Source organism: Yoonia sp. BS5-3 (assembly GCF_038069655.2).
GTDB classification, from domain to species: domain Bacteria; phylum Pseudomonadota; class Alphaproteobacteria; order Rhodobacterales; family Rhodobacteraceae; genus Yoonia; species Yoonia phaeophyticola.
In genome coordinates, this window is sequence record NZ_CP150951.2 from 1,813,584 (window position 1) to 1,836,645 (window position 23,062).

General features: G+C 57.5%; 19 protein-coding genes. 6 read left to right on the forward strand and 13 right to left on the reverse strand.

Annotated features, from left to right (window positions below):
• Positions 1–57: 57 nt before the first annotated feature.
• The 10 genes from AABB29_RS09135 to AABB29_RS09180 form a co-directional block, all read right to left on the reverse strand.
• On the reverse strand, positions 58–1,641 hold the full coding sequence (locus AABB29_RS09135; protein WP_373636889.1) for a substrate-binding domain-containing protein: 1,584 nt from the start codon (positions 1,639–1,641) through the stop codon (positions 58–60).
• A 455-nt stretch (positions 1,642–2,096) separates the two neighbouring features.
• Positions 2,097–3,173 (reverse strand): BMP family ABC transporter substrate-binding protein, encoded by a 1,077-nt coding sequence (locus AABB29_RS09140; RefSeq protein ID WP_341367215.1) that lies wholly within the window; start codon positions 3,171–3,173, stop codon positions 2,097–2,099.
• A gap of 30 nt (positions 3,174–3,203) precedes the next feature.
• A complete protein-coding gene (locus AABB29_RS09145; protein ID WP_341367214.1) occupies positions 3,204–4,118 on the reverse strand; it encodes an ABC transporter permease in 915 nt (304 codons plus the stop codon).
• Positions 4,118–5,206, reverse strand: a complete 1,089-nt coding sequence (locus AABB29_RS09150; RefSeq protein ID WP_341367213.1) for an ABC transporter permease — start codon at positions 5,204–5,206, stop codon at positions 4,118–4,120. The genes AABB29_RS09145 and AABB29_RS09150 overlap by 1 nt, the downstream gene beginning before the upstream one ends.
• Positions 5,207–5,257: 51 nt before the next feature.
• The gene (locus AABB29_RS09155; RefSeq protein WP_341367212.1) at positions 5,258–6,781 is read right to left on the reverse strand and encodes an ABC transporter ATP-binding protein; all 1,524 of its coding nucleotides are present in this window, start codon (positions 6,779–6,781) and stop codon (positions 5,258–5,260) included.
• Positions 6,778–7,518: a xanthine dehydrogenase accessory protein XdhC gene (gene xdhC / locus AABB29_RS09160; protein ID WP_341367211.1), complete on the reverse strand. Its 741-nt coding sequence runs from the start codon at positions 7,516–7,518 to the stop codon at positions 6,778–6,780. The genes AABB29_RS09155 and xdhC overlap by 4 nt, the downstream gene beginning before the upstream one ends.
• Positions 7,515–9,833, reverse strand: a complete 2,319-nt coding sequence (xdhB, locus tag AABB29_RS09165; RefSeq protein WP_341367210.1) for a xanthine dehydrogenase molybdopterin binding subunit — start codon at positions 9,831–9,833, stop codon at positions 7,515–7,517. The genes xdhC and xdhB overlap by 4 nt, the downstream gene beginning before the upstream one ends.
• Positions 9,830–11,185 carry a xanthine dehydrogenase small subunit gene (locus tag AABB29_RS09170; RefSeq protein ID WP_341369111.1) on the reverse strand — a complete coding sequence of 452 codons (1,356 nt, stop codon included), beginning with the start codon at positions 11,183–11,185 and terminating at the stop codon, positions 9,830–9,832. Before AABB29_RS09170 ends, xdhB begins: the two co-directional genes overlap by 4 nt.
• Before the next feature lie 160 nt (positions 11,186–11,345).
• Positions 11,346–11,663, reverse strand: a complete 318-nt coding sequence (locus tag AABB29_RS09175) for a metalloregulator ArsR/SmtB family transcription factor (protein WP_341367209.1) — start codon at positions 11,661–11,663, stop codon at positions 11,346–11,348.
• An 89-nt stretch (positions 11,664–11,752) separates the two neighbouring features.
• A complete protein-coding gene (locus tag AABB29_RS09180; protein ID WP_341367208.1) occupies positions 11,753–12,685 on the reverse strand; it encodes a glycoside hydrolase family 5 protein in 933 nt (310 codons plus the stop codon).
• Between the two features lie 71 nt (positions 12,686–12,756).
• Between AABB29_RS09180 and dnaE the strand changes: the two genes are divergently transcribed.
• Positions 12,757–16,260, forward strand: a complete 3,504-nt coding sequence (gene dnaE, locus AABB29_RS09185; RefSeq protein WP_341367207.1) for a DNA polymerase III subunit alpha — start codon at positions 12,757–12,759, stop codon at positions 16,258–16,260.
• Positions 16,261–16,392: 132 nt separating this feature from the next.
• On the opposite strand, the gene AABB29_RS09190 is transcribed toward dnaE, so the two are convergent.
• Entirely contained in the window at positions 16,393–17,250 is an 858-nt protein-coding gene (locus tag AABB29_RS09190; protein WP_341367206.1) for an AraC family transcriptional regulator, read from the reverse strand.
• 200 nt (positions 17,251–17,450) lie between these two features.
• On the opposite strand from AABB29_RS09190, the gene AABB29_RS09195 reads away from it, so the two are divergent.
• Positions 17,451–17,948 (forward strand): hypothetical protein, encoded by a 498-nt coding sequence (locus AABB29_RS09195; protein ID WP_341367205.1) that lies wholly within the window; start codon positions 17,451–17,453, stop codon positions 17,946–17,948.
• Between the two features lie 151 nt (positions 17,949–18,099).
• On the opposite strand, the gene AABB29_RS09200 is transcribed toward AABB29_RS09195, so the two are convergent.
• Both AABB29_RS09200 and AABB29_RS09205 read right to left on the reverse strand, forming a co-directional pair.
• Positions 18,100–18,303 (reverse strand): SlyX family protein, encoded by a 204-nt coding sequence (locus AABB29_RS09200; protein WP_341367204.1) that lies wholly within the window; start codon positions 18,301–18,303, stop codon positions 18,100–18,102.
• 9 nt (positions 18,304–18,312) lie between these two features.
• On the reverse strand, positions 18,313–19,104 hold the full coding sequence (locus AABB29_RS09205) for a phenylalanine 4-monooxygenase (protein WP_341367203.1): 792 nt from the start codon (positions 19,102–19,104) through the stop codon (positions 18,313–18,315).
• Between the two features lie 104 nt (positions 19,105–19,208).
• Here AABB29_RS09205 and AABB29_RS09210 point away from each other — a divergent pair, with 104 nt between their 5' ends.
• The 4 genes from AABB29_RS09210 to hisG are packed head-to-tail and all read left to right on the forward strand — an operon-like array spanning position 19,209 to position 22,959.
• Positions 19,209–19,670: an Lrp/AsnC family transcriptional regulator gene (locus AABB29_RS09210; RefSeq protein WP_341367202.1), complete on the forward strand. Its 462-nt coding sequence runs from the start codon at positions 19,209–19,211 to the stop codon at positions 19,668–19,670.
• Positions 19,671–19,718: 48 nt separating this feature from the next.
• Complete coding sequence (gene hisS, locus AABB29_RS09215; RefSeq protein WP_341367201.1) at positions 19,719–21,194, forward strand: histidine--tRNA ligase; 1,476 nt, start codon at positions 19,719–19,721, stop codon at positions 21,192–21,194.
• Entirely contained in the window at positions 21,194–22,267 is a 1,074-nt protein-coding gene (locus AABB29_RS09220; RefSeq protein ID WP_341367200.1) for an ATP phosphoribosyltransferase regulatory subunit, read from the forward strand. The genes hisS and AABB29_RS09220 overlap by 1 nt, the downstream gene beginning before the upstream one ends.
• A complete protein-coding gene (gene hisG, locus AABB29_RS09225; protein ID WP_341367199.1) occupies positions 22,267–22,959 on the forward strand; it encodes an ATP phosphoribosyltransferase in 693 nt (230 codons plus the stop codon). Before AABB29_RS09220 ends, hisG begins: the two co-directional genes overlap by 1 nt.
• Positions 22,960–23,062 lie beyond the last annotated feature (103 nt).

Here is a 23,062-nt window from a genome sequence, read left to right on the forward strand (position 1 = left end):
TATTTCAGGCGTTGCACCGTTTGTTGATCGCGGTGCAACACCAGATGACTTATCCGTTTAGGACTTGATCCAGACCTCAACCCGGCGGTTGATCTGACGCTCATTGTCAGATGTGTTACAGGCAGAGGGGGCGATTTCGCCAAAGCCTGTGGTCGAGAACGAGATATTGGACAAACGATCACCAGCAAAGCTTTGCATTTCGGCCAGCACCTGTTCGGCACGGCCAAATGACAGGGTGCGGTTGCTGTCGAATGCACCAACAGAGTCGGTGAAGCCAACGAACAGAACTTCGGTGCCGGCTGGCTGTGTTTCAAGATAGTCAGCCAGACGCTCAAGGTTCAGACGACCGCGCAGATCCAGATCTTGCGAACCAGTGCGGAAGCGGAACGTCGTCGACAAGCGATCATAGTCCAACATTTGGTCCAGCATATCGCGTGCAAAACCAGCCTCATACGCGTCCAGTGACGAGTCTTGCAATTGGCGGGCACGGGCGCTGTCCAGCAACTGCTCACGACGGTCGATGCCCAGATCGATAAAGCCCGCCTTGGCAATCACAACATCAGCTTGGTTTGAGGCTGCATATTCGATGAAATCTGCAGAACCGGCGGCGGCTGTATCTTCACGGGTGTAAAGGTACAGGAAACGTTGCAATGCATATTCTTCGGTCCGCGCTGAGAAAGCATCAGGCACCATGCTGATCCCGCAATCGCTGACCAGGGTCAGGGCGCTTGCACCACGTTGGAAGGCATAGCCGACAAACCCGATCGCATTGACATCAGCATTGACCAAGGCGGCCATTTCGTTGTTGTCGGTCACGATTTGCGCGCTGCCAGGCAGGGCAGGTGGGTTGGCACCAAAGACACCGGTTTCAAATACGTCACGTGTACCGGAATCAGCTTCGCGGCTGAAGAGTGTGATCGGGGCGTTGTCGCCACCAACCTGTGACCAGTTCGTGATAGAGCCGCTATAAATAGCGCGCAGCTGATCCAAGGTGATCGAATCGACCGGGTTGTCAGGGTGTGTGATAACCACAAGGCTATCAACCGCAATAATATGTTCTTGGGCCGGGCTGATCATGTTCCCAGCGCCATCGTCACGCAATGCGCGGGCCTCATCAGGGCGAATACGGCGGGCGGACATGCCGATTTCGGCGTCACCTTCCAAAAGCGCATTGAAAGCGCCGTTTGAGCTGGTGGATGTGACCAGGTATGTCCCCATCGGATCACCAAAGCCTTCATCGCCGATCATTTCGGCAAGGAACTGACCGCTCACGCCGGTCGCTGTCTGGGTGACTTCAGCGCCCAGATTGCCAGCAAAGCCAGCCAGCAGCAGAGGCATCACACCCTCACCAACCGTATCAGAACCAACGGCACGCACATCAGCACCTTCAGCACCGATCACCGGGCAGCCTGCGCCTTCACAGCGGACCCGAGAGGCCGAAATGCGCAGCTCACCCAACGCAGTGCGGATGACATAGTTGTTGTCTACAAATTCGACAAAGTCGCCGACCAGGTTAACCGTACCATCCGCAGAAAGCAGCGTGACTTCTTCGGCTTGGCTTGCAACCGGTGCGGTCAAAGCCGTGCAAAGTGCAAGCGCCGACACCAGGCTGGATTTTGTTGTCTGTCTTCTAAAGACCATTTGTTTCTCCATCATTCATTAGGCAAATCGGAATCTTGACGCGTTCACCGACGTTGAAACTCATGAACCAAAACCAGGGAATTGATACCAAACTGAAAACTAACCATCATCGTCATAGGCTTTTCGACCATCATAATCACTATTTCTCGGATGAATGTGAGAAAAGTGAGGCAGAAATTGTGTCTTATCCGAGAACAGTTATCCATATGGTTAACGGCCTCAAATCCGCTAGAGCGCTAATTTTCCAAGGGGTTTTTGGTAAAAGGACCGAATGTGTGGTCAAAGTTCTGACGTATTTACAACATCAGCCGCGTGGTCAGAACCTAATTGGGAAGGAGGTAAAGCGTTGGCATGCGCCTGATTCAGGCTGTTGTGATGCTGATAGCTTGCCGTGACACTTCAAATGAAAAGGCCCCACCAAGGGGCGGGGCCTTTGGGATGTATTGAAAGAACGCTTATTGCGGGATTTCGGCCGTCAGACCTTCTACATAAAAATCCATGCCCGCCAATGTGCCGTCATCGGCAACTTCGCCCTCTGCCAGCCAGGCCGAGCCATCTTGCTTGTTCAGCGGGCCAGTGAACGGATGATAATCACCGGTTTCCATTGCCGCAATCATTGCTTCGGCACTTGCCTTGATCTCGGCAGGAACGGCATCGGTGATTTCGCCAATCTCAACCATGCCTGGTGCGATCCCGTCCCACGTGTTGGTGGTTTCCCATGTGCCGTCGATCACAGCCTGAGTCCGGGCAATATAGTATGGGGCCCAGTTATCGATGATCGATGAAACGCGGGGGAAGGGGCCAAACTCGGCCATGTCTGAGGCTTGGCCGAAGGTGACAACATTGCCAGCAGCTTGTGCCGCAGCTTGGGGCGCGGTCGAGTCTGTGTGTTGCAGGATCACGTCGGCACCTTGTTCGATCAGAACAGTGGCAGCTTCGGCTTCTTTGGCTGGGTCGAACCACGTATAGGCCCAGATGATCTTGAACTCGACATCAGGGTTTACTTCCTTAGCGTGGATATAGGCCGAGTTAATGCCGCGGATCACTTCCGGGATCGGGAACGAGGCGATGTAACCGATGATATTGCTCTCGGTCATTTGGCCTGCGATATGGCCTTGCACAGCACGCCCTTCATAGAAACGGGCAGAGTAGACCGAGACGTTATCAGCCGTCTTATAACCTGTCGCGTGCTCGAATTTCACATCCGGGAACTGCTCGGCCACGGCGATGGTCTGATCCATGTAGCCAAATGAGGTGGTAAAGATCAGGTCAGCGCCTTGCAGCGCCATTTGGGTCATCACACGCTCTGCGTCGGGCCCTTCAGGCACGCTTTCAACAAAGACAGTGTCGACGGCATCGCCAAAATGCTCTTCGACGGCAAGACGGCCTTGATCATGTTCATATGTCCAGCCGCCATCGCCCACAGGGCCGACATAGACGAAACCGACGGTCGTCGTGTCGTCTTGGGCCTGGACGCCCGTTGTCATACCCAGCGCGAGCGTCGCGCTGGCGAGTAGTGTTTTCATTGTCATAAGTTTCCCCTTGGTGGTCTTGATAAGGCCTCAGCGTGAGGCATGGAATGATTGGCCCAGCGACCCGGGCGCACGTCCGGCACGCATAATAACCAGAACGACGATGGTGGCCAGATAGGGTGCCATGGAAAGATACTCCACTGGAATCGCCACACCAGCGGCCTGCAAATTAAGCTGTAGCACTGTCACACCGCCGAACAAATAGGCGCCGACCAAAAGACGGCCCGGGCGCCAGCTGGCAAAGACAACAATGGCCAGGGCAATCCAGCCCGCGCCAGCGGTCATTCCTTCGGTCCATTGCGGCACGCGCACAAGGCTTAGATAGGCGCCCCCAAGCCCGGCGCAGGCCCCGCCAAACATGATGGCCAGGATACGGACGCGGATCACATGATAGCCAAGCGCATGGGCCGCCTCATGGTTTTCGCCCACGGCGCGCAAAATTAATCCGGCCCGGCTATATTTCAAAAACGCCCATGTCGCCGCGACGATCAGTAACCCGACATAGACCATCGGGTCATGCTGAAAGACGATCGGCCCGATGAAGGGGATGTCGCCCAAAAGCGGGATGTGCCAATCGGGAAAGCCGGGTGCTTTGACCCCGATATAGCCCTGTCCCAGCAATGCAGACAGACCAAGCCCAAACAGGGTCAGCGCAAGACCCGTCGCGACCTGGTTTGACAGCAGAAACTGGGTCAATAGGGCGAAAACCAGCGATAGGACCGCACCGCCAAAAGCAGCGCCGACAAAGCCAAGCCAGGGGGATCCGGTATTCACCGCCACGATGAAGCCGCAGACAGCGCCTGTGATCATCATTCCTTCGACACCAAGGTTCAGAACGCCAGAACGCTCGACCACCAGTTCACCAATGGCGGCCATCAAAATGGGGGTTGCAGCCACCATCAGCGAGGCAAGCAACAAGACTGGGTTGATAGCAGACCAATCCATCACAGCGCCCCTTGGCCAGATGCGGCAAACCGCACGCGATAATTTGTCAGCACATCCACCGCCAGCAAGAAGAATAAGAGCATGCCTTGCATCAGCTGGATCGCGGCCAGTGGCAGACCAAGGTTGGATTGCGCGATCTCACCCCCGATATAGGTCAGCGCCATCAATCCGCCTGCTAGCAGGATGCCGACCGGGTGTAGCCGCCCGAGGAAAGCAACGATGATCGCCGTGAACCCGTAACCTACGTTAAAATCAATGCTGATCTGGCCTGCGGGGCCTGCAACCTCAAACAGTCCGGCAAGCCCGGCCAACCCGCCCGACAGACCCATGCAAATCAACACCAGGATGCCGGGGTTTACCCCGGCAAAGCGGGCGGCGCGGGGGCTCTGCCCGGCCAGCCGCACTTGGAAACCAAAGATATGGCGGGACAGGGCGATATAGGCAAAAATCACTGCGATTAGGGCAGCCACGACACCCCAATGCATCCCTGTTCCATCGATCAGCTCCAGGTTTGCCGCTGATGGGTAACGCGATAGGTTGCGACTACCTGGAAAGCCCTGGCCATCAGGGTTGCGCAGCGCGCCTAGTGCCATTGAGGCGAGCAGCTGCTCGGCCACATAAACCAGCATGAGCGAGACAAGGATTTCATTGGTGCCAAATTTGACACGCAGAATGCCGGGGATCATGGCCCAAAGACAGCCGCCGATCGCGCCTGCGATTACCATCAGCGGGAAGATGATGAAACTCTCGGCGGGGTAGAAAGCCAGGCCCACGGCGGCGCCGCAAATCGCGCCGATAATATATTGCCCCTCGGCCCCGATATTCCAGATGCCAGCGCGGAAGCCAAAGGAAAGACCAATCGCGATCAGGACAAGCGGGGCCGCCTTGATCAAGATTTGCGGCCGGTAAAACCACGCAAATTCTGAAAAGAGCGGGTCGAGGAAAATCGTGCGGATCGTTTCAAACGGGTTTTTGCCCAAGGCAGCGAATAGCAACCCGCCACAGACCATCGTCAGAACAACGGCGAGAACCGGCGTGGCAAATGTCCACATACGTGAAGAATGCGGGCGTTTTTCAAGCGTGATCATGACAGAGTCTGCCTTATCATTTTGCCGGAAATGCTCTCGCCGGAGGCATCCTTAGACGTCCACATGCGCCACCTCCATATCATGCGCACCGCCCAGCATCAGGCCGATTTGTTCAACTGTCAGCCCTTGCGCAGGGCGGGGCGGCGACAGGCGCCCCTCATTCAACGCGGCGAACCGGTCAGAGATTTCCATCAGCTCATCCAGATCCTGGCTAATGACGATGACGGCGGCGCCCTTAGAGGCTAAATCAAGCAAGGCCTGCCGGATAGCGGCTGCGGCAGATGCATCAACCCCCCAGGTTGGCTGGTTTACAACCAACACATCAGGGGCTTGCATAATTTCGCGTCCGATGACGAATTTCTGCAAATTGCCTCCCGAAAGGGACCGCGCTGTATTGGCTGGCCCGGGTGTGCGAACGTCAAAGGTCTTGATGACGTTATCTGCGAAACTGCGCGCCTTTGCCCAGCGCACAAAACCACGTTGGGTCAGTTTTTCGCGGATGGTCGCGGTCATCACCGCATTTTCGATCAGGGACATGTCGGGTGCGGCAGCATGGCCCATCCGTTCTTCGGGTGCGGCAAGCAATCCAATCTTGCGGCGCGCATTTGGGGGCATCTGGCCGATATCAGCACCTTGATAGCGAACCATCGCCGGGCTGACGCGCATCTCACCGGACAGGGCGGCGACCAATTCGTCCTGGCCATTGCCCGCAACGCCGCCAATACCCAGAACCTCGCCTTTTTGGACGTCTATCGTGATGTCTTTCAGTGTTGTGCCAAAACGATGAGGGGCTTTCGCACTGAGCCCTTTAAGCTCTAGCACGATTTCACCGGCGGGGCGGGCGGCCCTTTCGGGGACATGCAGTTTGGTGCCGACCATCAGCTCGGCCATATCCCGGGCGGATGTGCTGCGCGGATCACAAGTGCCAACAACCTGGCCCAGACGCAGGACCGTGGCGTTTTCGCAAAGGGTGCGAATTTCTTCCAACTTGTGTGAGATATAAAGGATCGCGGTGCCCTCTGCGCTTAGCTTGCGCAGGGTTTCAAACAGGATTCCAACCTCCTGAGGGGTCAGGACCGAGGTCGGCTCATCCATGATCAGCAGTTTGGGATCCTGCAGCAGGCAGCGGATAATCTCAACGCGCTGGCGCTCACCGGCTGACAGCTCGCCAACGACACGGGTAGGGTCCAGCGGCAGACCATATTGATCAGACACAGCGCGCACGCGCGCGGCGATTTCACTTTGGGCCGGGGGGTTTTCCATGCCCAGTGCGATGTTTTCGGCCACATTCAGCGCGTCAAAAAGCGAAAAATGCTGGAAAACCATCGCAACCCCAGCGGCGCGCGCAGCACGCGGTTCGGCCGGGGTAAAGGGCTGGCCTTCCAATGTCATTGTGCCACTATCAGGCTTCACGAGGCCATAAATGGTTTTGACCAGCGTTGACTTGCCCGCGCCATTTTCACCCAAAAGCGCATGAATTTCCCCGCGCCCAATATCAAAAGAGACATTTTTGTTGGCGACCACGCCGGGATAGGCCTTGGTCAGACCGCGCAGTTGCAGCAAATAATCGGTCATGCGGTGCGGTCCTTGGGTTGGCGTGACGACCCTGTGATCATCACGTTTGCCACACCAAGCGCAAGGGCCGCCGGATGCTTTCCAAGGCTTGGATCGCCAATCGGACACGCGATGCGCGATATCTGGGCCGGATTATGCCCCAGCTGCGCGAGCCTGTTTTTGAAGCGCGCCCATTTGGTCGCCGATCCGATCAATCCCGCGCTGGCAAATGGTTGGCTTAGCACCGCGTGGCACAGTTGTAGATCCATTTCATGGCTGTAAGTCAGGATAAGATGCTCTGCATTCGCGGGCGCATGTTTGACAACCGCGGCAGGATCCTTGGCGACTAAGACACTCACGTCCGTGTTTGGAAACCGGTCGGCGCTGGTATCAACCCATGTGATCTCGAAATCGGGGAGGGGGGCCATGACATGCACGATTGCGCGTCCAACATGGCCAGCGCCATAGATCCATAAGGGGCGTTTCGGGGTGGCATCCAGCATATCCGTCTGTTCCCAAACGAGCGTGACCGAGCCACCACAACATTGGCCAAGGCCGGGGCCGAGGGCGATGGTGCGGCTCTGCGTGGACAGACCGTCGCGCAGCATGGCCTGCGCTTGGGCAATTGCATCCCATTCAAGCGCGCCGCCGCCAATGGTACCCGCGATACGGTCCGGCCAGACAAGCATCTGCGTTCCTGCATCGCGGGGGGTTGAACCTGCGGTTTTGCTGATTGTGATGCGGATTGGCAGGCTCATGCGCGGGCGCGTCCAACGGCGCGTAGAATTTCTTCGGGTGTGGCGGGGGCCTGTAAGTCGGGGTAGTTTGATCCGCTGGCTGCGACCGCATCGGACAATGCCAGAAAGGCGGAAATGCCCAGCATGAACGGCGGCTCACCCACAGCCTTGGAACGATAGATCGTCTGCGCCGGGTTGGGGGCGTCCCAAAGGGCGACCTTAAAGATGTCAGGGCGGTCTGAACAGGCCGGGATCTTGTAGGTGGCAGGGGCATGGGTGCGCAACTGGCCTTTGTCATCCCAGACCAGTTCCTCGGTCGTCAGCCAACCCGCGCCTTGCACATAACCACCTTCGACCTGACCGATATCAAGCGCTGGGTTCAATGATGCACCTGCATCATTCAAGATATCCGTGCGCAGGATACGGTTCTCACCTGTCAGGGTGTCGATCACGACTTCGGTCAGGGCGGCGCCCTGCGCAAAATAAAAGAACGGGGTGCCTTCGCCCTTGATGCGGTCCCATTGCAGGCCTGGCGTTTTGTAAAAGCCGGTCGCCGATAGGCTGACCTGATTGTGATAGGCCGTTTGCGCGGCTTCGGCAAAACTAAACACGTGCGGGCCCACATGGACTTTGCCATCTGCAAAACGAACTTCATCCGCCGTAACCTGATGTAACTCGGCCAGGCAAAGGGCGATCCGGTCGCGGATGGTATCGCAGGCATTGGCAACGGCCATACCGTTCAGATCCGACCCGGATGAAGCCGCCGTGGCGGATGTGTTCGGGACCTTGCCAGTATCGGTCGCAGTGATCTTGACGGCAGAAACATCGATGCCGAAACGATGCGCGGCCACTTGCGCCACTTTCTGAAACAGGCCTTGGCCCATTTCAGTACCACCGTGGTTCATATGCACCGACCCATCCTGATAAACATGGACCAAGGCGCCCGCTTGGTTCAGATGGGTCAGGGTGAATGAGATACCGAATTTCACAGGGCTAAAGCCGATACCCTTTTTCAGGATCGGCTCTTTGGCATTCCATGCGGCGATGGCGGCGCGGCGCCCCTGATAATCTGCCTGTTCCAACAACTTGTCGGTCATGTCATGCAGGATGAAATCAGTGACCGGCATATGATAAGGCGTTGTCTGGACGCTGGCGGGGGTCCTCTGGTCGGGCGTCGCTGCGGTTTCGGCCCCCATCGGCGCATAGTAGTTGCGGCGGCGGATCTCGGCAGGGTCCAACTGAAGCGCCGCTGCGACATGGTCCATCACGCGCTCAATCCCCAGCACCCCTTGGGGGCCGCCAAATCCGCGATAGGCGGTTGCCGATTGGGTATTGGTGCGCAGCCGATGCGAGGTGATCCGCGCGCTGGGCAGATGATAGGCGTTGTCGGCATGCAGCATGGCGCGATCCGCCACCGGCAGCGATAAATCAAGCGCCCATCCACAGCGGGTCAATTGTGTGAAATCGACGCCCAGCAGGCGGCCATCCCCATCAAAACCCGCAATGTAATGAATGCGAAAATCATGGCGCTTGCCCGTGATGATCATATCATCATCTCGGTCATACCGCATCTTGCAGGGCTGCCCTGTCTGCTGCGCGCCGATTGCACATGCAACGGCCAGTGCGTTGCCTTGGCTTTCCTTGCCGCCAAAGCCGCCGCCCATGCGGCGCACTTCGCAGCGCACCGCGTGCATGGGCAGACCCAAGGCGTCGGCTACTTTGTGCTGAATTTCGGTTGGGTGCTGGGTGGAGCTATGCACCAGCATATCGCCACCTTCTTGTGGCAGGGCGAGCGCCGCCTGACCTTCAAGATAGAAATGCTCTTGCCCGCCCATATTAATGCAGCCCTGCACTTGATGGGGGGCCTTGGCCAGGGCCTCGGTCACATCGCCTTTGGTCCAGATGCGCGGGCCTTCTTCAAACCGGCTTTCTGCGGCCAAGGCGTCATCAATCGTCAGGATTGGCGTTTGTGCGTCATAGGCAATCTGACCAAGACGCGCCGCTTTGCGCGCCGCAACATGTGTCTTGGCGATGACCAGAAAAAGGGGCTGGCCGATGTAATGGACGGTACCATCAGACAAAAGCGGCTCATCATGCACCGAGGGTGAGACATCATTGGCATAGGGCAGATCATCGGCGGTCAGGACCGCAATAACATCAGGCGCGGCGGACACGGCGCTCAGATCCATTTTCGTTATTGTGCCGCAGGCGATCTCTGACAGCCCAAATGCCAGATGAAGCGTATCTGCGGGCGATGGAATATCATCAATATAGCGGGCCGCGCCGGTCACATGCAGGGCAGCAGCATCATGGGGCAGGGGTTTTGCGACGCTCATGCACCCACCTCCAGCACTGAGGTCGCATTGCCGGACAGGTCCGCAAAATAGCGGCGCAGCAGGTTCTGAGCGGCCTCCAACCGATAGGCGGCAGAGGCGCGCATGTCGCTCATCGGTTTGTAGTCGCCTGCAAATTTGGCGGCTGCGTTTTCTACGGCCTCAGCTGACCAGGCTTGCCCAAGCAATGCAGTTTCCACCGCCTTTGCCCGATGCGGCGTGCCTGCCAGGCCGCCAAATGCGATACGGGCATCGGTGACGATCCCGTCGCTCAGGCTGACATTGAACGCACCGCAAAGGGCCGAGATGTCTTGATCAAACCGTTTCGATATTTTGTAGCAACGCAGTTGCGGGGCATGTTTGGGTAGGGTGACAGCAGTGACCAACTCACCGGGCTGACGATCCTGCTTTCCGTAGGTGATAAAGAAATCCTCAATCGGCATGTCGCGCGTGACTGAGCCACGGCGCAGATGCAGCGTGGCGCCCAATGCAATCAGTGCCGGTGGGTTGTCCCCAATGGGCGAGCCGTTTGCAATATTGCCCCCGATCGTGGCGGCATTGCGTACTTGCTCAGATCCGTAACGACGGATCATTTCGGCGTATGAGGGGTGATGGTCGCGGATCAGCCCCAAAACCTCACTCATGGTGACCGCAGCACCGATGCGGATATCAGTGTCTGAGACATCGACCGCCCGCAATTCGCGGCAGCGGCCCAAAAAGGCCACTTTGGGCAAATCCCGCAATTGCTTGGTCACCCAAAGACCCACATCCGTGGCGCCGGCAATCAGCGTGGCGTCTGGGTTGTTCGCATACCAATCGGCCAAGGCATCCAGGCTTTCCGGCGCGAAGGGTTGCGGCGCGACAGGCGGCAAATCATCCTTCATCCAGACCGGCACGGGTACATCCGCTGCCGCTTCGGCGGCGCGCATAATCGGCGCATAGCCGGTGCAACGGCACAGATTGCCTGCCAAAACATCATCGTGATCCGTGCGGCCCTCCAGATGGGCTGCGGCCATCGAGGCGATAAAGCCTGGCGTGCAAAACCCACATTGGGAGCCGTGATGATCAACCATCGCCTGCTGAACAGGGTGCAAGGCGCCATCAGGGCCGGATATCCCCTCGACAGTGCGCACGGTCTTTCCATGCAGTTGGGGCATGAAAAGAATGCAGGCATTAAGCGATTTCGCACCCGCTTCATCGCCGACAACGACCGTACATGCGCCGCAATCGCCTTCATTACAGCCCTCTTTGGTGCCGCAAAGTCCGCGATCTATCCGTAACCAATCCAGCAAGGTTTGGGTCGGGTCAACCTCTGCCCGCACGGTTTCCCCATTGAGAAGAAACGTGACATCCATGATGTAAACCTGCCGCCTTACCAAACGCGATTCCAGGCGCTCAGAGGTCGATGCGGCGTAGACCTCTGCCCGGTTCCAGCGGTCATCAAAACCGGAGAACCTGCACAATGCAAGGGTCTTTGGGTGAAATTCGCTGAATGTTCTTGCGATTGCCCGCAGATTAGGCGCTTTGGCCATCCGCATCGCAGGGGGTTTCGGGGCGTGTCTCCCAAATCTGGCGTTGCCATGCCAGCCAGCCCTGTGCTTCTACCAGGGGGGCCGTTTCGATATGGCATGTCCGGACCCGCCCTTTCTTGATCGAACGGACGATCCCGGTGTCTTCGAGAACCTTTAGATGGCGCATGAAGGTCGGCAGGGCCATCTGATGCGGCTGGTGCAGCTCGGACACGCTGGCAGGGCCAGCAGCAAGACGTTCAATCACCGCCCGGCGGGTCGGATCTGCCATTGCAGCAAAGAAAGAATCGAGTTTGTTAGTCATGCCGCTAACGATTGGGGGCATCACGGCGATAGTCAACATCGCCGATGACAGGCGGGCCATCCACCGCTACGGGGTTGGCGTTGCATGGGTCAATGGCCTGAAATCAGCGCGTCTTTCATCCTGGGCACCCATGTTTGGGTGGTTTTATCGAGAATGGCAAAATTGCCTGCCAGGCCCCAATGGCACCAGCCGATCCCGTGGGCATCGGCCTCTTCGCGGACGGCCTTTGTCCAGCGGGCGCGCTGGCTTGGGTCGGTTGGGGTGGTCACACCAAATTCGCCCAGCAACACCGGCGCATCATAGCTGCCCGCCAAGGCCATATCGCGGCGCAAGATCTCTCGGTCATCCTTGTCGCCCCATCTTCCGGGTGGGGGCGGTGCGTCCATCCAAGGGGCCATTTGATGGGTGAATTCCCATGGCACATAATAGTGGAACGACAAGGCCGTGCGCGCATCGGGCTGGTGAAGATCAGCCAAGGCCTCAACGCTTGCCCAATCGCCACCTTCGATAATCACCCAGCGGTCCGGGTTTGATGCTCGTATGGTCGGTAGGACAGCCTCAAACAGGCGCATTGCCTCGTCCGTGGCCAACGCCTCGCTTGGTTCGTTCAGCAGTTCAAAGATCAAGCGGTCATCATAACCAGCATAATGGGTGGCAAGCTCCGTCCAGATGGCCGCAAACTTTTCGGCCTGCCCCGGCGGGTCGCGCATCAGCGCCTCAAAGTGATGCAGGTCAAGGATAACACTCAGGTCTTCGGCGGCTGCCCAGCTGATCACCTCATCAACACGGGCCAATATCTGCGGGGACAATGCCCCATCCCAATGGGCGTTGAACCGGACCGGCAGGCGGATCGTATTAAAGCCCTGATCAGCGATCCAAGCAATGTCGCCTCGTTCAATCCGGTAACCCCAATCGCCTTCGCGTGGGGCCTCAAGCGCCTGATCCAGGTTGACGCAGCGCTGCACCGGAAAGGGTTGCGCCCAGGCCGGCGCGACCAAAAGACAAAGGAAAATCGCACGCATATGCGGCAGCCTAAGCGCTGATCCACCTTTTGTCATCTTGCGGCTGACGGCCCATCAGCTAGGGTTCGGCCATGGCTTCTGATCCCCGATTCATTCACCTGCGCGTCCATACCGAATATTCCCTGTTAGAGGGGGCGGTGCCGGTCAAAAAACTGCCCGGACTGGCCGCTGGCATGGACATGCCCGCAGTCGCCGTGACCGATAGCAACAACATGTTTTGCGCTTTGGAATTTTCCGAAGGGGCTAAGGGGGCGGGTATCCAGCCGATCATCGGCTGTCAGGTCGATGTGGGCTATGCCACGGTTGAACAGGGCAAACGTCCCGAAGATCCCGCGCCTATCGTGCTGCTGGCCCAAAACGAGACCGGGTATGAAAACCTGATGAAGCTGAACTCTTGCGCCTATCTCGATGCCGAGGGTCAGCTGCCGCAGGTGACGGTGGATGAGCTGGGCCAGTATAGCGCGGGGCTGATTTGCCTGTCGGGCGGGCCAGATGGCCCGATTGGTCGCCTGCTGCGGCAAGGCCAACGCCCCAAGGCCGACGCGCTGATGGACCGGCTCGCGGCGATCTATCCGGAGCGGCTGTATGTAGAATTACAGCGCCATCCGGGTGATGGCGGCCTGCCCGAAGCCGAACAACTATCCGAGCGCGGCCATATCGAATTGGCCTATGCCAAGGGGTTGCCGCTGGTCGCCACAAATGACGCCTATTTCCCCAAGACCGAACTCTATGAGGCCCATGATGCCCTGATCTGTATCGCCGAGGGCGCCTATGTCGATCAGCAAGAGCCCCGCCGCCGTCTGACCCCGCAGCATTATTTCAAATCGCCGCAAGAGATGGTGACCCTCTTCGCGGATCTGCCTGAGGCCATCGAAAACACCGTAGAAATCGCAAAACGCTGTGCCTTCAAGGCTTACAAGCGCGACCCGATCCTGCCGAAATTTGCCGATGACGAGGTGGCCGAACTGCGCCGTCAGGCCGAAGAGGGGCTCAAGGCGCGATTGGCCGTCATCCCGCATGCGGCAGAGGTGGCCGAATACGAAAAGCGGCTGGAATTTGAGTTAGGGATTATCGAAGGCATGGGCTTTCCCGGCTATTTCCTGATCGTTGCCGACTTCATCAAATGGGCCAAGGAGCATGGCATCCCGGTAGGGCCTGGCCGGGGGTCTGGTGCGGGCTCGCTTGTGGCCTATGCCTTGCTGATCACCGACCTTGATCCGCTCCGCTATAGCCTGCTGTTCGAACGGTTCCTGAACCCCGAACGCGTCTCGATGCCCGATTTCGACATCGATTTCTGCATGGACCGCCGCGAAGAGGTGATCCGCTATGTGCAGGAAAAATACGGGCGTGATAAGGTCGGACAGATCATCACCTTTGGTGCGCTTTTGTCCAAGGCGGCGGTGCGCGATGTAGGCAGGGTTTTGCAGATGCCTTACGGGCAGGTGGACCGGCTGTCCAAGATGATCCCTGTCGAAGGGGTCAAACCTGTCAGCATCGAAAAGGCGCTCGCCGATGAGCCGCGCTTGCGCGAAGAGGCGCAGGCCGAAGAGGTTGTTGACCGGCTGCTAACCTATGCCCAGCAGGTCGAAGGACTGCTGCGTAATGCCTCGACCCACGCCGCTGGTGTCGTGATCGGGGATCGCCCGCTGGACGCGCTTGTGCCGCTTTATCAAGATCCACGATCCGACATGCCTGCGACCCAGTTTAACATGAAATGGGTGGAACAGGCGGGGCTGGTGAAATTCGACTTTCTGGGCCTGAAAACCCTGACGGTGATCCAGAACGCCGTGAACCTGATCCAAAAGGCGGGGCGACCATTGAATATGGCGGCCGATGGCACCCAGCTTTATGAAGCGCCTGCGGGGTTTGAATACGATATCGGGGCGATCCCGCTGGATGATGAACGCTCTTACGCGCTTTATTCCAGCGCCAAAACGGTCGCCGTGTTCCAGGTGGAAAGCTCGGGCATGATGGATGCGCTCAAGCGCATGAAGCCAACCTGTATCGAGGATATCGTGGCGCTGGTGGCGCTTTACCGTCCCGGCCCGATGGAGAATATCCCCACCTATTGCGAGGTGAAGAACGGCCAGAAAGAACTGGAGTCGATCCACCCGTCCATCGATTACATCCTCGAAGAAACCCAAGGCATCATCGTCTATCAGGAACAGGTGATGCAGATCGCGCAGGTCATGGCTGGCTACAGCCTGGGCGGTGCAGACCTGCTGCGCCGGGCGATGGGTAAAAAGATCAAAGAGGCGATGGATGCTGAGCGCCCCAAATTCGAAGAAGGGGCTAAGAAAAACGGGGTGGACGCCAAGAAGGCGCGTGAGGTCTTTGACCTGCTCGAGAAATTCGCCAACTACGGCTTTAACAAATCCCACGCAGCGGCTTACGCGGTTGTCAGTTACCAGACCGCCTGGCTGAAAGCGAACCATCCGGTGGAGTTCATGGCAGGCGTGATGAACTGCGATATCCATTTGACCGACAAACTGGGGGTCTATTTTCAAGAGGTCAAAAAGGGACTGGGGCTGGACTACACTCCGCCTTGCGTAAACCGCTCGATGGCGACCTTCGACGTGCATGAAGGCAAACTGGTCTATGCGCTGGGTGCTTTGAAAAACGTCGGTGTCGAAGCGATGAAACTGATCGTTGAGGCGCGTGATGCAGGCAAGCCCTTTGTAAACCTCTTCGATTTTGCGCGCCGGGTGGATCTGAAACGCGTGGGTAAACGTCCGCTTGAGATGCTGGCGCGGGCCGGGGCGTTTGATGTGCTCGATCCGAACCGGCGGCGTGTGTTTAATAGTTTGGATTCACTTGGTGCTTATTCTGGTGCGATCCATGATCAGAAGGCGTCAAACCAGGTGTCGCTTTTTGGTGAAGCGGGTGAGGATCTGCCCGAGCCGCGTCTGGCGGCGGGTGATGACTGGCTGCCAGCCGAGCGTTTGGCCGAAGAGTTCAAAGCCATCGGTTTCTACCTGTCGGGCCATCCGCTGGATGATTACATGGGCCCGCTGAAACGTCAGAAGGTGATGACGCTGGACGACGTGATGGCCCGGGCCGAAAGGGGTGCCGCGATCGTCAAAATGGCAGGTACTGTTTCAGGGCGGCAAGAACGGAAATCGGCGCGGGGCAATCGCTTTGCCTTCGTTCAACTGTCTGATCCTACAGGACAATATGAAGTCACCATGTTCTCAGATACGCTTGAAGCTTCGCGCGATTTTCTGGAAACCGGTGCGCAGGTTGTCTTGCAATGCGAGGCGACGATGGAGGCTGATCAGCTGAAACTTCTGGGCCGTTCGGTCTCGCCCATTGATGCGGTTGTGGCCGATGTTGGCGGCGCAGGCTTGCGGGTCTTTATTGACGGGCCAGAGGCGATTGGGTCGGTTGCATCTGTCCTGAACAATGCGATGCAAGATGGTGTTCGGGCCAGCAAGGGGCCGATTTATTTCTGCCTGATGGGCGATGATTTGCCCGGCGAGGTCGAGCTGGATCTGGGCCAGGAATTCCCGGTGAACCCGCAGATCAAGGGCGCGTTGCGCAGCCTGGGTGGCGTGATCGAGGTCGAAGACGCTTGATACAGATTGCGTACAGAAGCTGTACATACAGCGTATGTACAGCCGTGCTTTCGTGACATGAAAAACCGGTGGGGGTCCGTCACGCGATTTGCATGACCATCTAAATCGAAGCTGGCTTCGGATGAGCTTGATCTACACCAGTGGAAGCCGAATTTCTGTTCTCAGGTCGATTGATGGCGTCGTTTTTGGATCATCGATATACACCTCGAGCGCGGGTGCGTGTCGCGGTTCTAATCCTGATCCTGGCAGCCAATGACCATACAACCATTCATATGCCGCCTTTAACGTTGGATACGGTCCTTTGTGTTCCAGAACGGCGTATTTGCCGCCAACAACATCGAAGTATTCAAGACCGTTGAGCTGATCTGGAAAGCCAGGTAGCGTGGAGATAGCAACATGAGATCGAAGCTCTGACTCTGGTCTGGCTTCGGGCGGGTCGTGGTAGATGACGAATAGCTCACCCACGTTATCCATGAGAGAATTGGCCATCAGCGCGCCGCCAAGTGTTTTGAACGCGCCGCCGATTTTTCGGTAGGGACCTATATGTGGAACCCCCGCTGCTTGAACGCCCTTAAGGTCTTTCACAGTGATCGGATATATGTCGTCTCCTATGGGGTTAACTTTCAAAAAGTTATTGATTTGAGTGCCTTGTGCGCGAAATTCGTTTGGTGAAACACCATGCGCAAGTTTGAAGGCGCGGGAAAAGCTCGCCAGATTTTTATAACCAACCTGCTCTGCGACCGTCCGGACAGGCGCATCCCCCTCAACCAATGCATTTGCTGCCTTGAGCAACCGCAGCCTTCGCACGGCATTTGACAATGTTTCATCCGTCATTGCACGAAAGACGCGATGCCAATGATACCGGGACATGCAGGCGATGTCGGAGAGCCTGTCGAGGCTCAGCTCCTCATCCAGATTCTCGTAGATGTAGCAAAGGACGCGATTGAGCCTTTCTTCGTACCTTACAAACGGACGGTCATGCGCTGCCATCTGACTAACTCCTGCATTGGTTGGGAAAAACCTATGTTAGGTCGCGTATGCTTGTATTGCTGAATTTGCTTTGGCTGCAATTTTGAAGCTGCTGTCCGCGATATCGTCGAATTTCGGGAAACGGATTCATCTATTGGTTGATCATTGATCCTGCATTTGATCTTAGGCATGCGGGGGTTGGAAAACGGAGTGATTTTGTAATGAAGAAGCTGACAATGATTGCAGCGGCGCTTTTGGTAACGGGGTGTACCAGCCCGATTGAGATTACGGGTGAAGACGTGACAGCCCGTATTCGAGATGGTGTCAATCGGGACCGTCTGACAAGTTATCGGCCTATGGAAGTGCGCAGTTTTGTCACGCAAAATGGCCAACAGATTGAGCTTGCCGGTTTGCCATGTGAGCTGACATCAGACGAAATCACGGCAAATATTGTCACACCAGCGCGCGTGAACCTGCCCCGTTTTGTCCAATCGGGAGAGTATGAAGACCGGGGGCGTCCGGGCCAAATGCAGATCCGCTGCGAAGGCGGTGGCTATGAGGGGGCCGAGACGATATTTGCCCAAGACAAGCAAGTCGGTACCGCGACAAATGCGGGTATCGGCGGCGCGATCCTGACCACCGTTGTGACGGCCGCAATCGCCAGCAGCACCCCGTGGCAATATCCACCGGCAACCCGCGTTCCTGTGCGGGCTGAATAAGGGGCAATTGTGATGCGTAGGATGGGTAGAAACCCATCTTGCCTACAGCATTCCGCCTTTAACCTGAGACATCGCGCATCACTTTTCGCGTTCGACCGCGAGGGAGAGGCAGCGAATAAGCGCTTCAGGTTTAAGGCGGAATGCTTTAGCATCACCAATGCGGCGGCTTTTGATCGGCCAGCGGGACCGTTCCGCCTGCATCAATTTCGCGCGTGGCTTCCCGCTCCATCAACATAGCGAGACGGCGCTTTGCCAGCGTCAATTCCGTCTCTTGCCGGGCGACGATGTCGGACAGCTCTTCCACCGTGCGGGTCAGATGTGCGATTTGTTCTTCTAGATGGGTGATATCGGCCATAGCGGCCTTTTAGCTGGCTTCCTTTGCCTCGAAAAGGGGCGGCAGGTCACCGAGGGCCTTTACGTCGTCTATCAGCCTGCCAAAATCGGCATCGAGCGCAGCCGAGAGCTGGTCGAAACTGTCGATGACAAAATAAACCGGTTGCACGATATCGATCCGGTAGGGCGTGCGGAACATCGTCAGCAGATCAAAGGGCTGCATCTTTGCGTCCTGTGACATTGCATGCGCCGCCTCTGCCGGGGACGAAACGATCCCCGCCCCATAGGCCCGCAGCCCGTCCTTGGTCTGGATCATCCCGAATTCGACGGTGAACCAAAAGAGCCGGAACATGTGCCAGCTATATCCCTTGCCCAGCTCTTTGGCTTTTTTGCCAAAGCCTTCGATGAAATCGGCATAGGCATCATTGGTCAGCATCGGGCAATGGCCGAAGACTTCGTGAAAGAGGTCCGGTTCTTCGATATAGTCCATATGCTCGCGCCGTCGCAGGAAGGTGGCCACGGGAAATTTGCGCTGGCTCAGCAGGTCGTAGAACTGCGACGGCGGGATGATCGCGGGCACCCCTTCGGCCCCGGCCCCCGTCAGCGCGTGTAGCTTTGCGTCGATGTCTTTGACCTGCGGGGTCTTCGCGGGCCCCAGCCCCAGCTTTTCGACCCCGTCTAGATATTCTGGCGCGACTTTGCCCGGCAGGAAGGCCATTTGCCGGGCGAAAAGCTCGCCCCAGACGGCATCATCGTCGGTGGAATAGGGGTAGTAGCCTTCGGCGTCGGGCTGCAGGGACGTGTAGCTGGTGTCTTTGGGCATGGCGCGGCTCCTTTTCACCAGTTTCGCCCCGTATTGGGTAAATTTTTGTTCATTTTATACGACGTTTTGAGTATTTTTGGAAAAAAGAAATTGGATTCTCTGGAATGCTGGAATTTTCTGATCAAGAGCGGGCATTGCTGCGTGTGCTGCAGGGGGATGCGGGTTTGTCCTTGGCGGAACTGGCTGAGGCGGCGGGCATGGCGAGTTCGACCGTTTGGCGTAAGGTGCAGGAATTTGAAAAGCTGGGGCTGATCCGGGGCAGGGTGGCCTTGCTGGACCCGGCCAAGGCGGATGCGCGCCTTTGTGTCTTTGCCACCGTGCGCCTGTCTGATCATGCCGAAGAGGCGATTGCAGGGTTTTCGGCTGTCATTGCCGCCCATCCTGAGATTATGGAAGCCCATGCCATTTCGGGCAGTGCCGATTACATCCTGAAAATCCGCTGCGCCGACGTGGAAAGCTATGAACGTTTCATGACCCAGAGCTTGCTGCGCTCGCCGCTTGTGAAATCGGTTGTGTCCTCATTCAGTCTGAAAGAGCTGAAATACACGACTGCATTGCCCCTGTGACATTGCCGGGTTAAACGGCCAGCGGAATCCAAACACAGGACCAGTCAGATGGCCAAGGACAAGAAAGCCCCCCGCCCCAAGGCGCTGCCGCCAAAGGGCTTCCGCGATTATTTTGGTGCCGAAGTGACCGAGCGCACTGAAATGCTGACCAAGATCGCCGGGGTGTACCATCGTTATGGCTTTGACGCGCTGGAAACGTCCGCTGTTGAAACGGTTGAGGCCTTGGGCAAGTTCCTGCCCGATGTGGACCGCCCGAATGAGGGGGTCTTTGCCTGGGAAGAGGACAAAGACTGGCTGGCTCTGCGCTATGACATGACCGCCCCTTTGGCCCGTGTGTACGCTCAGTTCCGTAATGATCTGCCCACCCCTTATCGCCGTTATGCGATGGGCCCCGTCTGGCGCAATGAAAAGCCGGGGCCGGGCCGGTTCCGGCAGTTTTATCAATGCGATGCGGATACGGTTGGCGCGGCCAGCGTGGCCGCAGATGCCGAGATTTGCGCGATGCTGGCCGATACGTTGGAAGAAGTTGGCATTCCGCGCGGCGACTACGTGATCCGGGTGAATAACCGGAAAGTGTTGGATGCGGTGTTGGAGAACATTGGTCTGAACGAAGACGATACGTCCAAAAGAGAAGCCGTGCTTCGCAATATTGATAAATTCGACAAGGTAGGTCGCGAAGGTGTTTTGCTTCTTTTGACAGGCGGGCGACTGGATGAATCTGGCGCATTTATCGACGGCGTCGGCTTAAGTGCGCAGCAAGCTGAAATTGTACTGGCCTTCTTGAATTCGACCGGTGATGGCAATGCGGAGTCGCTTGAGCTGCTAGGGCAATTGATTGGCGACCGCCCGGTCGGGCAGCAAGGTATTGAAGAATTGGAGACTATTTCCAACTTGCTGGCTGCTCAGGGATATGATGAAGAACGTATTAGGATTGACTCTTCGGTCGTCCGTGGTCTGGGTTACTACACTGGCCCCGTTTACGAGGCAGAGCTGACCTTTGAGATCAAGGATGAGAAGGGGCGGCCGCGTAACTTTGGCTCGGTCGCCGGTGGTGGTCGTTATGACGATCTGGTCAAGCGCTTTACCGGGCAGGTCGTGCCTGCCACGGGTGTTTCGATTGGGGTGGATCGGCTTCTCGCTGCTTTACGTGCAAAGGGCCGGGTTGGCTCTGCCGCCGAAGGGCCGGTGATTGTCACTGTCATGGATAAGGCCCGCATGGCCGATTATCAGTCGATGGTTGCTGATCTGCGCAATGCCGGTATCCGCGCTGAGGTTTATCTGGGCAATCCCAAAAACTTTGGTAACCAGTTGAAATATGCGGATAAGCGCGGCTCTCCGGTTGCGATCATTGCCGGTGGCGACGAGTTCGACAAAGGTGTTGTGCAGATCAAGGATCTGATCCTTGGTGCAGAGATTGCCAAGAATGCCACGCTTGAGGAGTGGAAAGACCGCCCCAGCCAATACGAAGTGCCGCGCGATCAGATGATCGCCAAAGTGCGCGAGATTTTGGACGGGCAGGGCTGATGCCTGCATCCCCCGAAACTTTGGCCGAAGCGCGCCGCCTTCGGACCCTTTTTGAGGACCGTAGCGCGCAGGTCGTCAAGGCGGATGTCTTGCAGCCTGCCGAAACCTTGCTGGACCTATATGGCGAGGATATTCGTGCGCGCGCTTATCTTACCTCTGACCCGCTGCGCGGCGAGATGGTGCTGCGCCCGGATTTCACTGTGCCCGTTGTCCAGATGCATATGGAAAGCCAGGCGGAGCCTGCCCGCTATACCTATGCTGGCAAAGTGTTTCGCAAGCAGGAAACCGATGAAACCCGCGCCAATGAATATGTGCAGGTCGGCTATGAAGTTTTTGACGGGCAGGACCCGGCGGGTGCGGATGCGGAGGTGTTCAGCGCGATTGCCGAGGCTTTGGCTGGCTTGCCGGTGAAGGCCGCGACGGGGGATATTGGCATTCTGACTGCTGCGGTGGCCGGGTTGAAGACGATTGAGACCCGCAAAGCCGCGTTGCTGCGCCATATCTGGCGTCCGGGTCGGTTCAAGTCATTGCTGCGCCGCTATGGTGCGGCAAAGGTTCCGGCCAAACGTGCGGCCCTGCTGGCCTCGGGTGATCCGTTTGCGGGTACTGGTCCTGAGATTGGCCTGCGCAGCCGCGCTGAGGTTGAGGCGCGCATCGCCGCGCTGCGCACCGATGCTGAAGCTGCGCCGATTTCGGCTGAAGAGATCGCCCTGATCGATGAAATCCTTGGCCTGCGTGAGACGGCCCCGAATGTGCTGAGCGCGCTGAGCGATATTGCGGTCGATATGCCGTCGATCAGTCCGGCGCTGGACCGAATGCGCGCCCGTCTGGATGCGATGGCCGGGCGGGGTGTCGATGTCGATACCTTGGAGTTTGAGGGCAGCTATGGTCGTACCTCGCTTGAGTATTACGACGGGTTTGTCTTTGGCTTTACCCTTGTCACGCGTCCTGATTTGCCGCCTTTGGCGACAGGCGGGCGCTATGATGCACTGACAGCGCAGTTGGGGCAGGGGCGCGCCGTGCCTGCGGTGGGTGGCGTGATCCGCCCAGATTTGGTTTTGGAGGCGCGGTGATGCTTAAGCTTGGTGTGCCCTCTAAGGGCCGGTTGATGGAAAAGACGTTTGACTGGTTCGGCAGCCGCGGGATCACCCTGCGCAAGTCCGGTTCTGACCGTGAATATGCGGGGGCTGTTGACGGGATCGATGGGGTCGAGCTGGTGCTGCTGTCGGCGGGGGAAATCCCGCGTGAGCTGGCGGCGGGCAATATTCATTTGGGTGTGACCGGCACCGATCTGATCCGTGAAAAGCTGGCCAATTGGGAAACGCGCGTGGCCGAGCTGGCCCCGATGGGATTTGGCGGCGCTGATCTGATCATCGCCGTGCCCCAGGCCTGGGTTGATGTCGACACACTGGATGATCTGGACGCGGCCTGCGCTGCCTTTCGCGCCCGACACGGGTTCCGGTTGCGTATTGCCACCAAGTATCATCGTTTGGTGCGTGAATTTCTGCGCGAGCAGGGCGTTGCCGATTATCAATTGGTTGATAGTCAGGGCGCAACCGAGGGTACCGTCAAGAACGAGACCGCCGAGGCGATTGCCGATATCACCTCAACCGGTGAGACGTTGCGTGCCAATTGGCTGAAGGTGCTGGATGATGGGATGATCCATGCGAGCCAAGCGACATTGCTGCGCGGCCGCCGTCGGGAATGGACGGATGAGCAGCGACAGACCTTGAAGACCTTGCAGATGATCTTGGGTATTTCCTAAGCTCGCGCGCTTTTTTCGTTCGTATCTGATTGGTCTTTTGCGCGAATTTCTCAAATACTCCGGCGCCGGTTCGGCGTATCGTGTGTGCGATTTTGATCGTTCA

Bases quoted from the DNA above. Each gene is read 5' to 3' on its own strand.
- AABB29_RS09135 (WP_373636889.1), bottom strand. From the start codon at position 1,641: ATGGTCTTTAGAAGACAGACAACAAAATCCAGCCTGGTGTCGGCGCTT.
- AABB29_RS09140 (WP_341367215.1), bottom strand. From the start codon at position 3,173: ATGACAATGAAAACACTACTCGCCAGCGCGACGCTCGCGCTGGGTATG.
- AABB29_RS09145 (WP_341367214.1), bottom strand. From the start codon at position 4,118: ATGGATTGGTCTGCTATCAACCCAGTCTTGTTGCTTGCCTCGCTGATG.
- AABB29_RS09150 (WP_341367213.1), bottom strand. From the start codon at position 5,206: ATGATCACGCTTGAAAAACGCCCGCATTCTTCACGTATGTGGACATTT.
- AABB29_RS09155 (WP_341367212.1), bottom strand. From the start codon at position 6,781: ATGACCGATTATTTGCTGCAACTGCGCGGTCTGACCAAGGCCTATCCC.
- xdhC (WP_341367211.1), bottom strand. From the start codon at position 7,518: ATGAGCCTGCCAATCCGCATCACAATCAGCAAAACCGCAGGTTCAACC.
- xdhB (WP_341367210.1), bottom strand. From the start codon at position 9,833: ATGAGCGTCGCAAAACCCCTGCCCCATGATGCTGCTGCCCTGCATGTG.
- AABB29_RS09170 (WP_341369111.1), bottom strand. From the start codon at position 11,185: ATGGATGTCACGTTTCTTCTCAATGGGGAAACCGTGCGGGCAGAGGTT.
- AABB29_RS09175 (WP_341367209.1), bottom strand. From the start codon at position 11,663: ATGACTAACAAACTCGATTCTTTCTTTGCTGCAATGGCAGATCCGACC.
- AABB29_RS09180 (WP_341367208.1), bottom strand. From the start codon at position 12,685: ATGCGTGCGATTTTCCTTTGTCTTTTGGTCGCGCCGGCCTGGGCGCAA.
- dnaE (WP_341367207.1), top strand. From the start codon at position 12,757: ATGGCTTCTGATCCCCGATTCATTCACCTGCGCGTCCATACCGAATAT.
- AABB29_RS09190 (WP_341367206.1), bottom strand. From the start codon at position 17,250: ATGGCAGCGCATGACCGTCCGTTTGTAAGGTACGAAGAAAGGCTCAAT.
- AABB29_RS09195 (WP_341367205.1), top strand. From the start codon at position 17,451: ATGAAGAAGCTGACAATGATTGCAGCGGCGCTTTTGGTAACGGGGTGT.
- AABB29_RS09200 (WP_341367204.1), bottom strand. From the start codon at position 18,303: ATGGCCGATATCACCCATCTAGAAGAACAAATCGCACATCTGACCCGC.
- AABB29_RS09205 (WP_341367203.1), bottom strand. From the start codon at position 19,104: ATGCCCAAAGACACCAGCTACACGTCCCTGCAGCCCGACGCCGAAGGC.
- AABB29_RS09210 (WP_341367202.1), top strand. From the start codon at position 19,209: ATGCTGGAATTTTCTGATCAAGAGCGGGCATTGCTGCGTGTGCTGCAG.
- hisS (WP_341367201.1), top strand. From the start codon at position 19,719: ATGGCCAAGGACAAGAAAGCCCCCCGCCCCAAGGCGCTGCCGCCAAAG.
- AABB29_RS09220 (WP_341367200.1), top strand. From the start codon at position 21,194: ATGCCTGCATCCCCCGAAACTTTGGCCGAAGCGCGCCGCCTTCGGACC.
- hisG (WP_341367199.1), top strand. From the start codon at position 22,267: ATGCTTAAGCTTGGTGTGCCCTCTAAGGGCCGGTTGATGGAAAAGACG.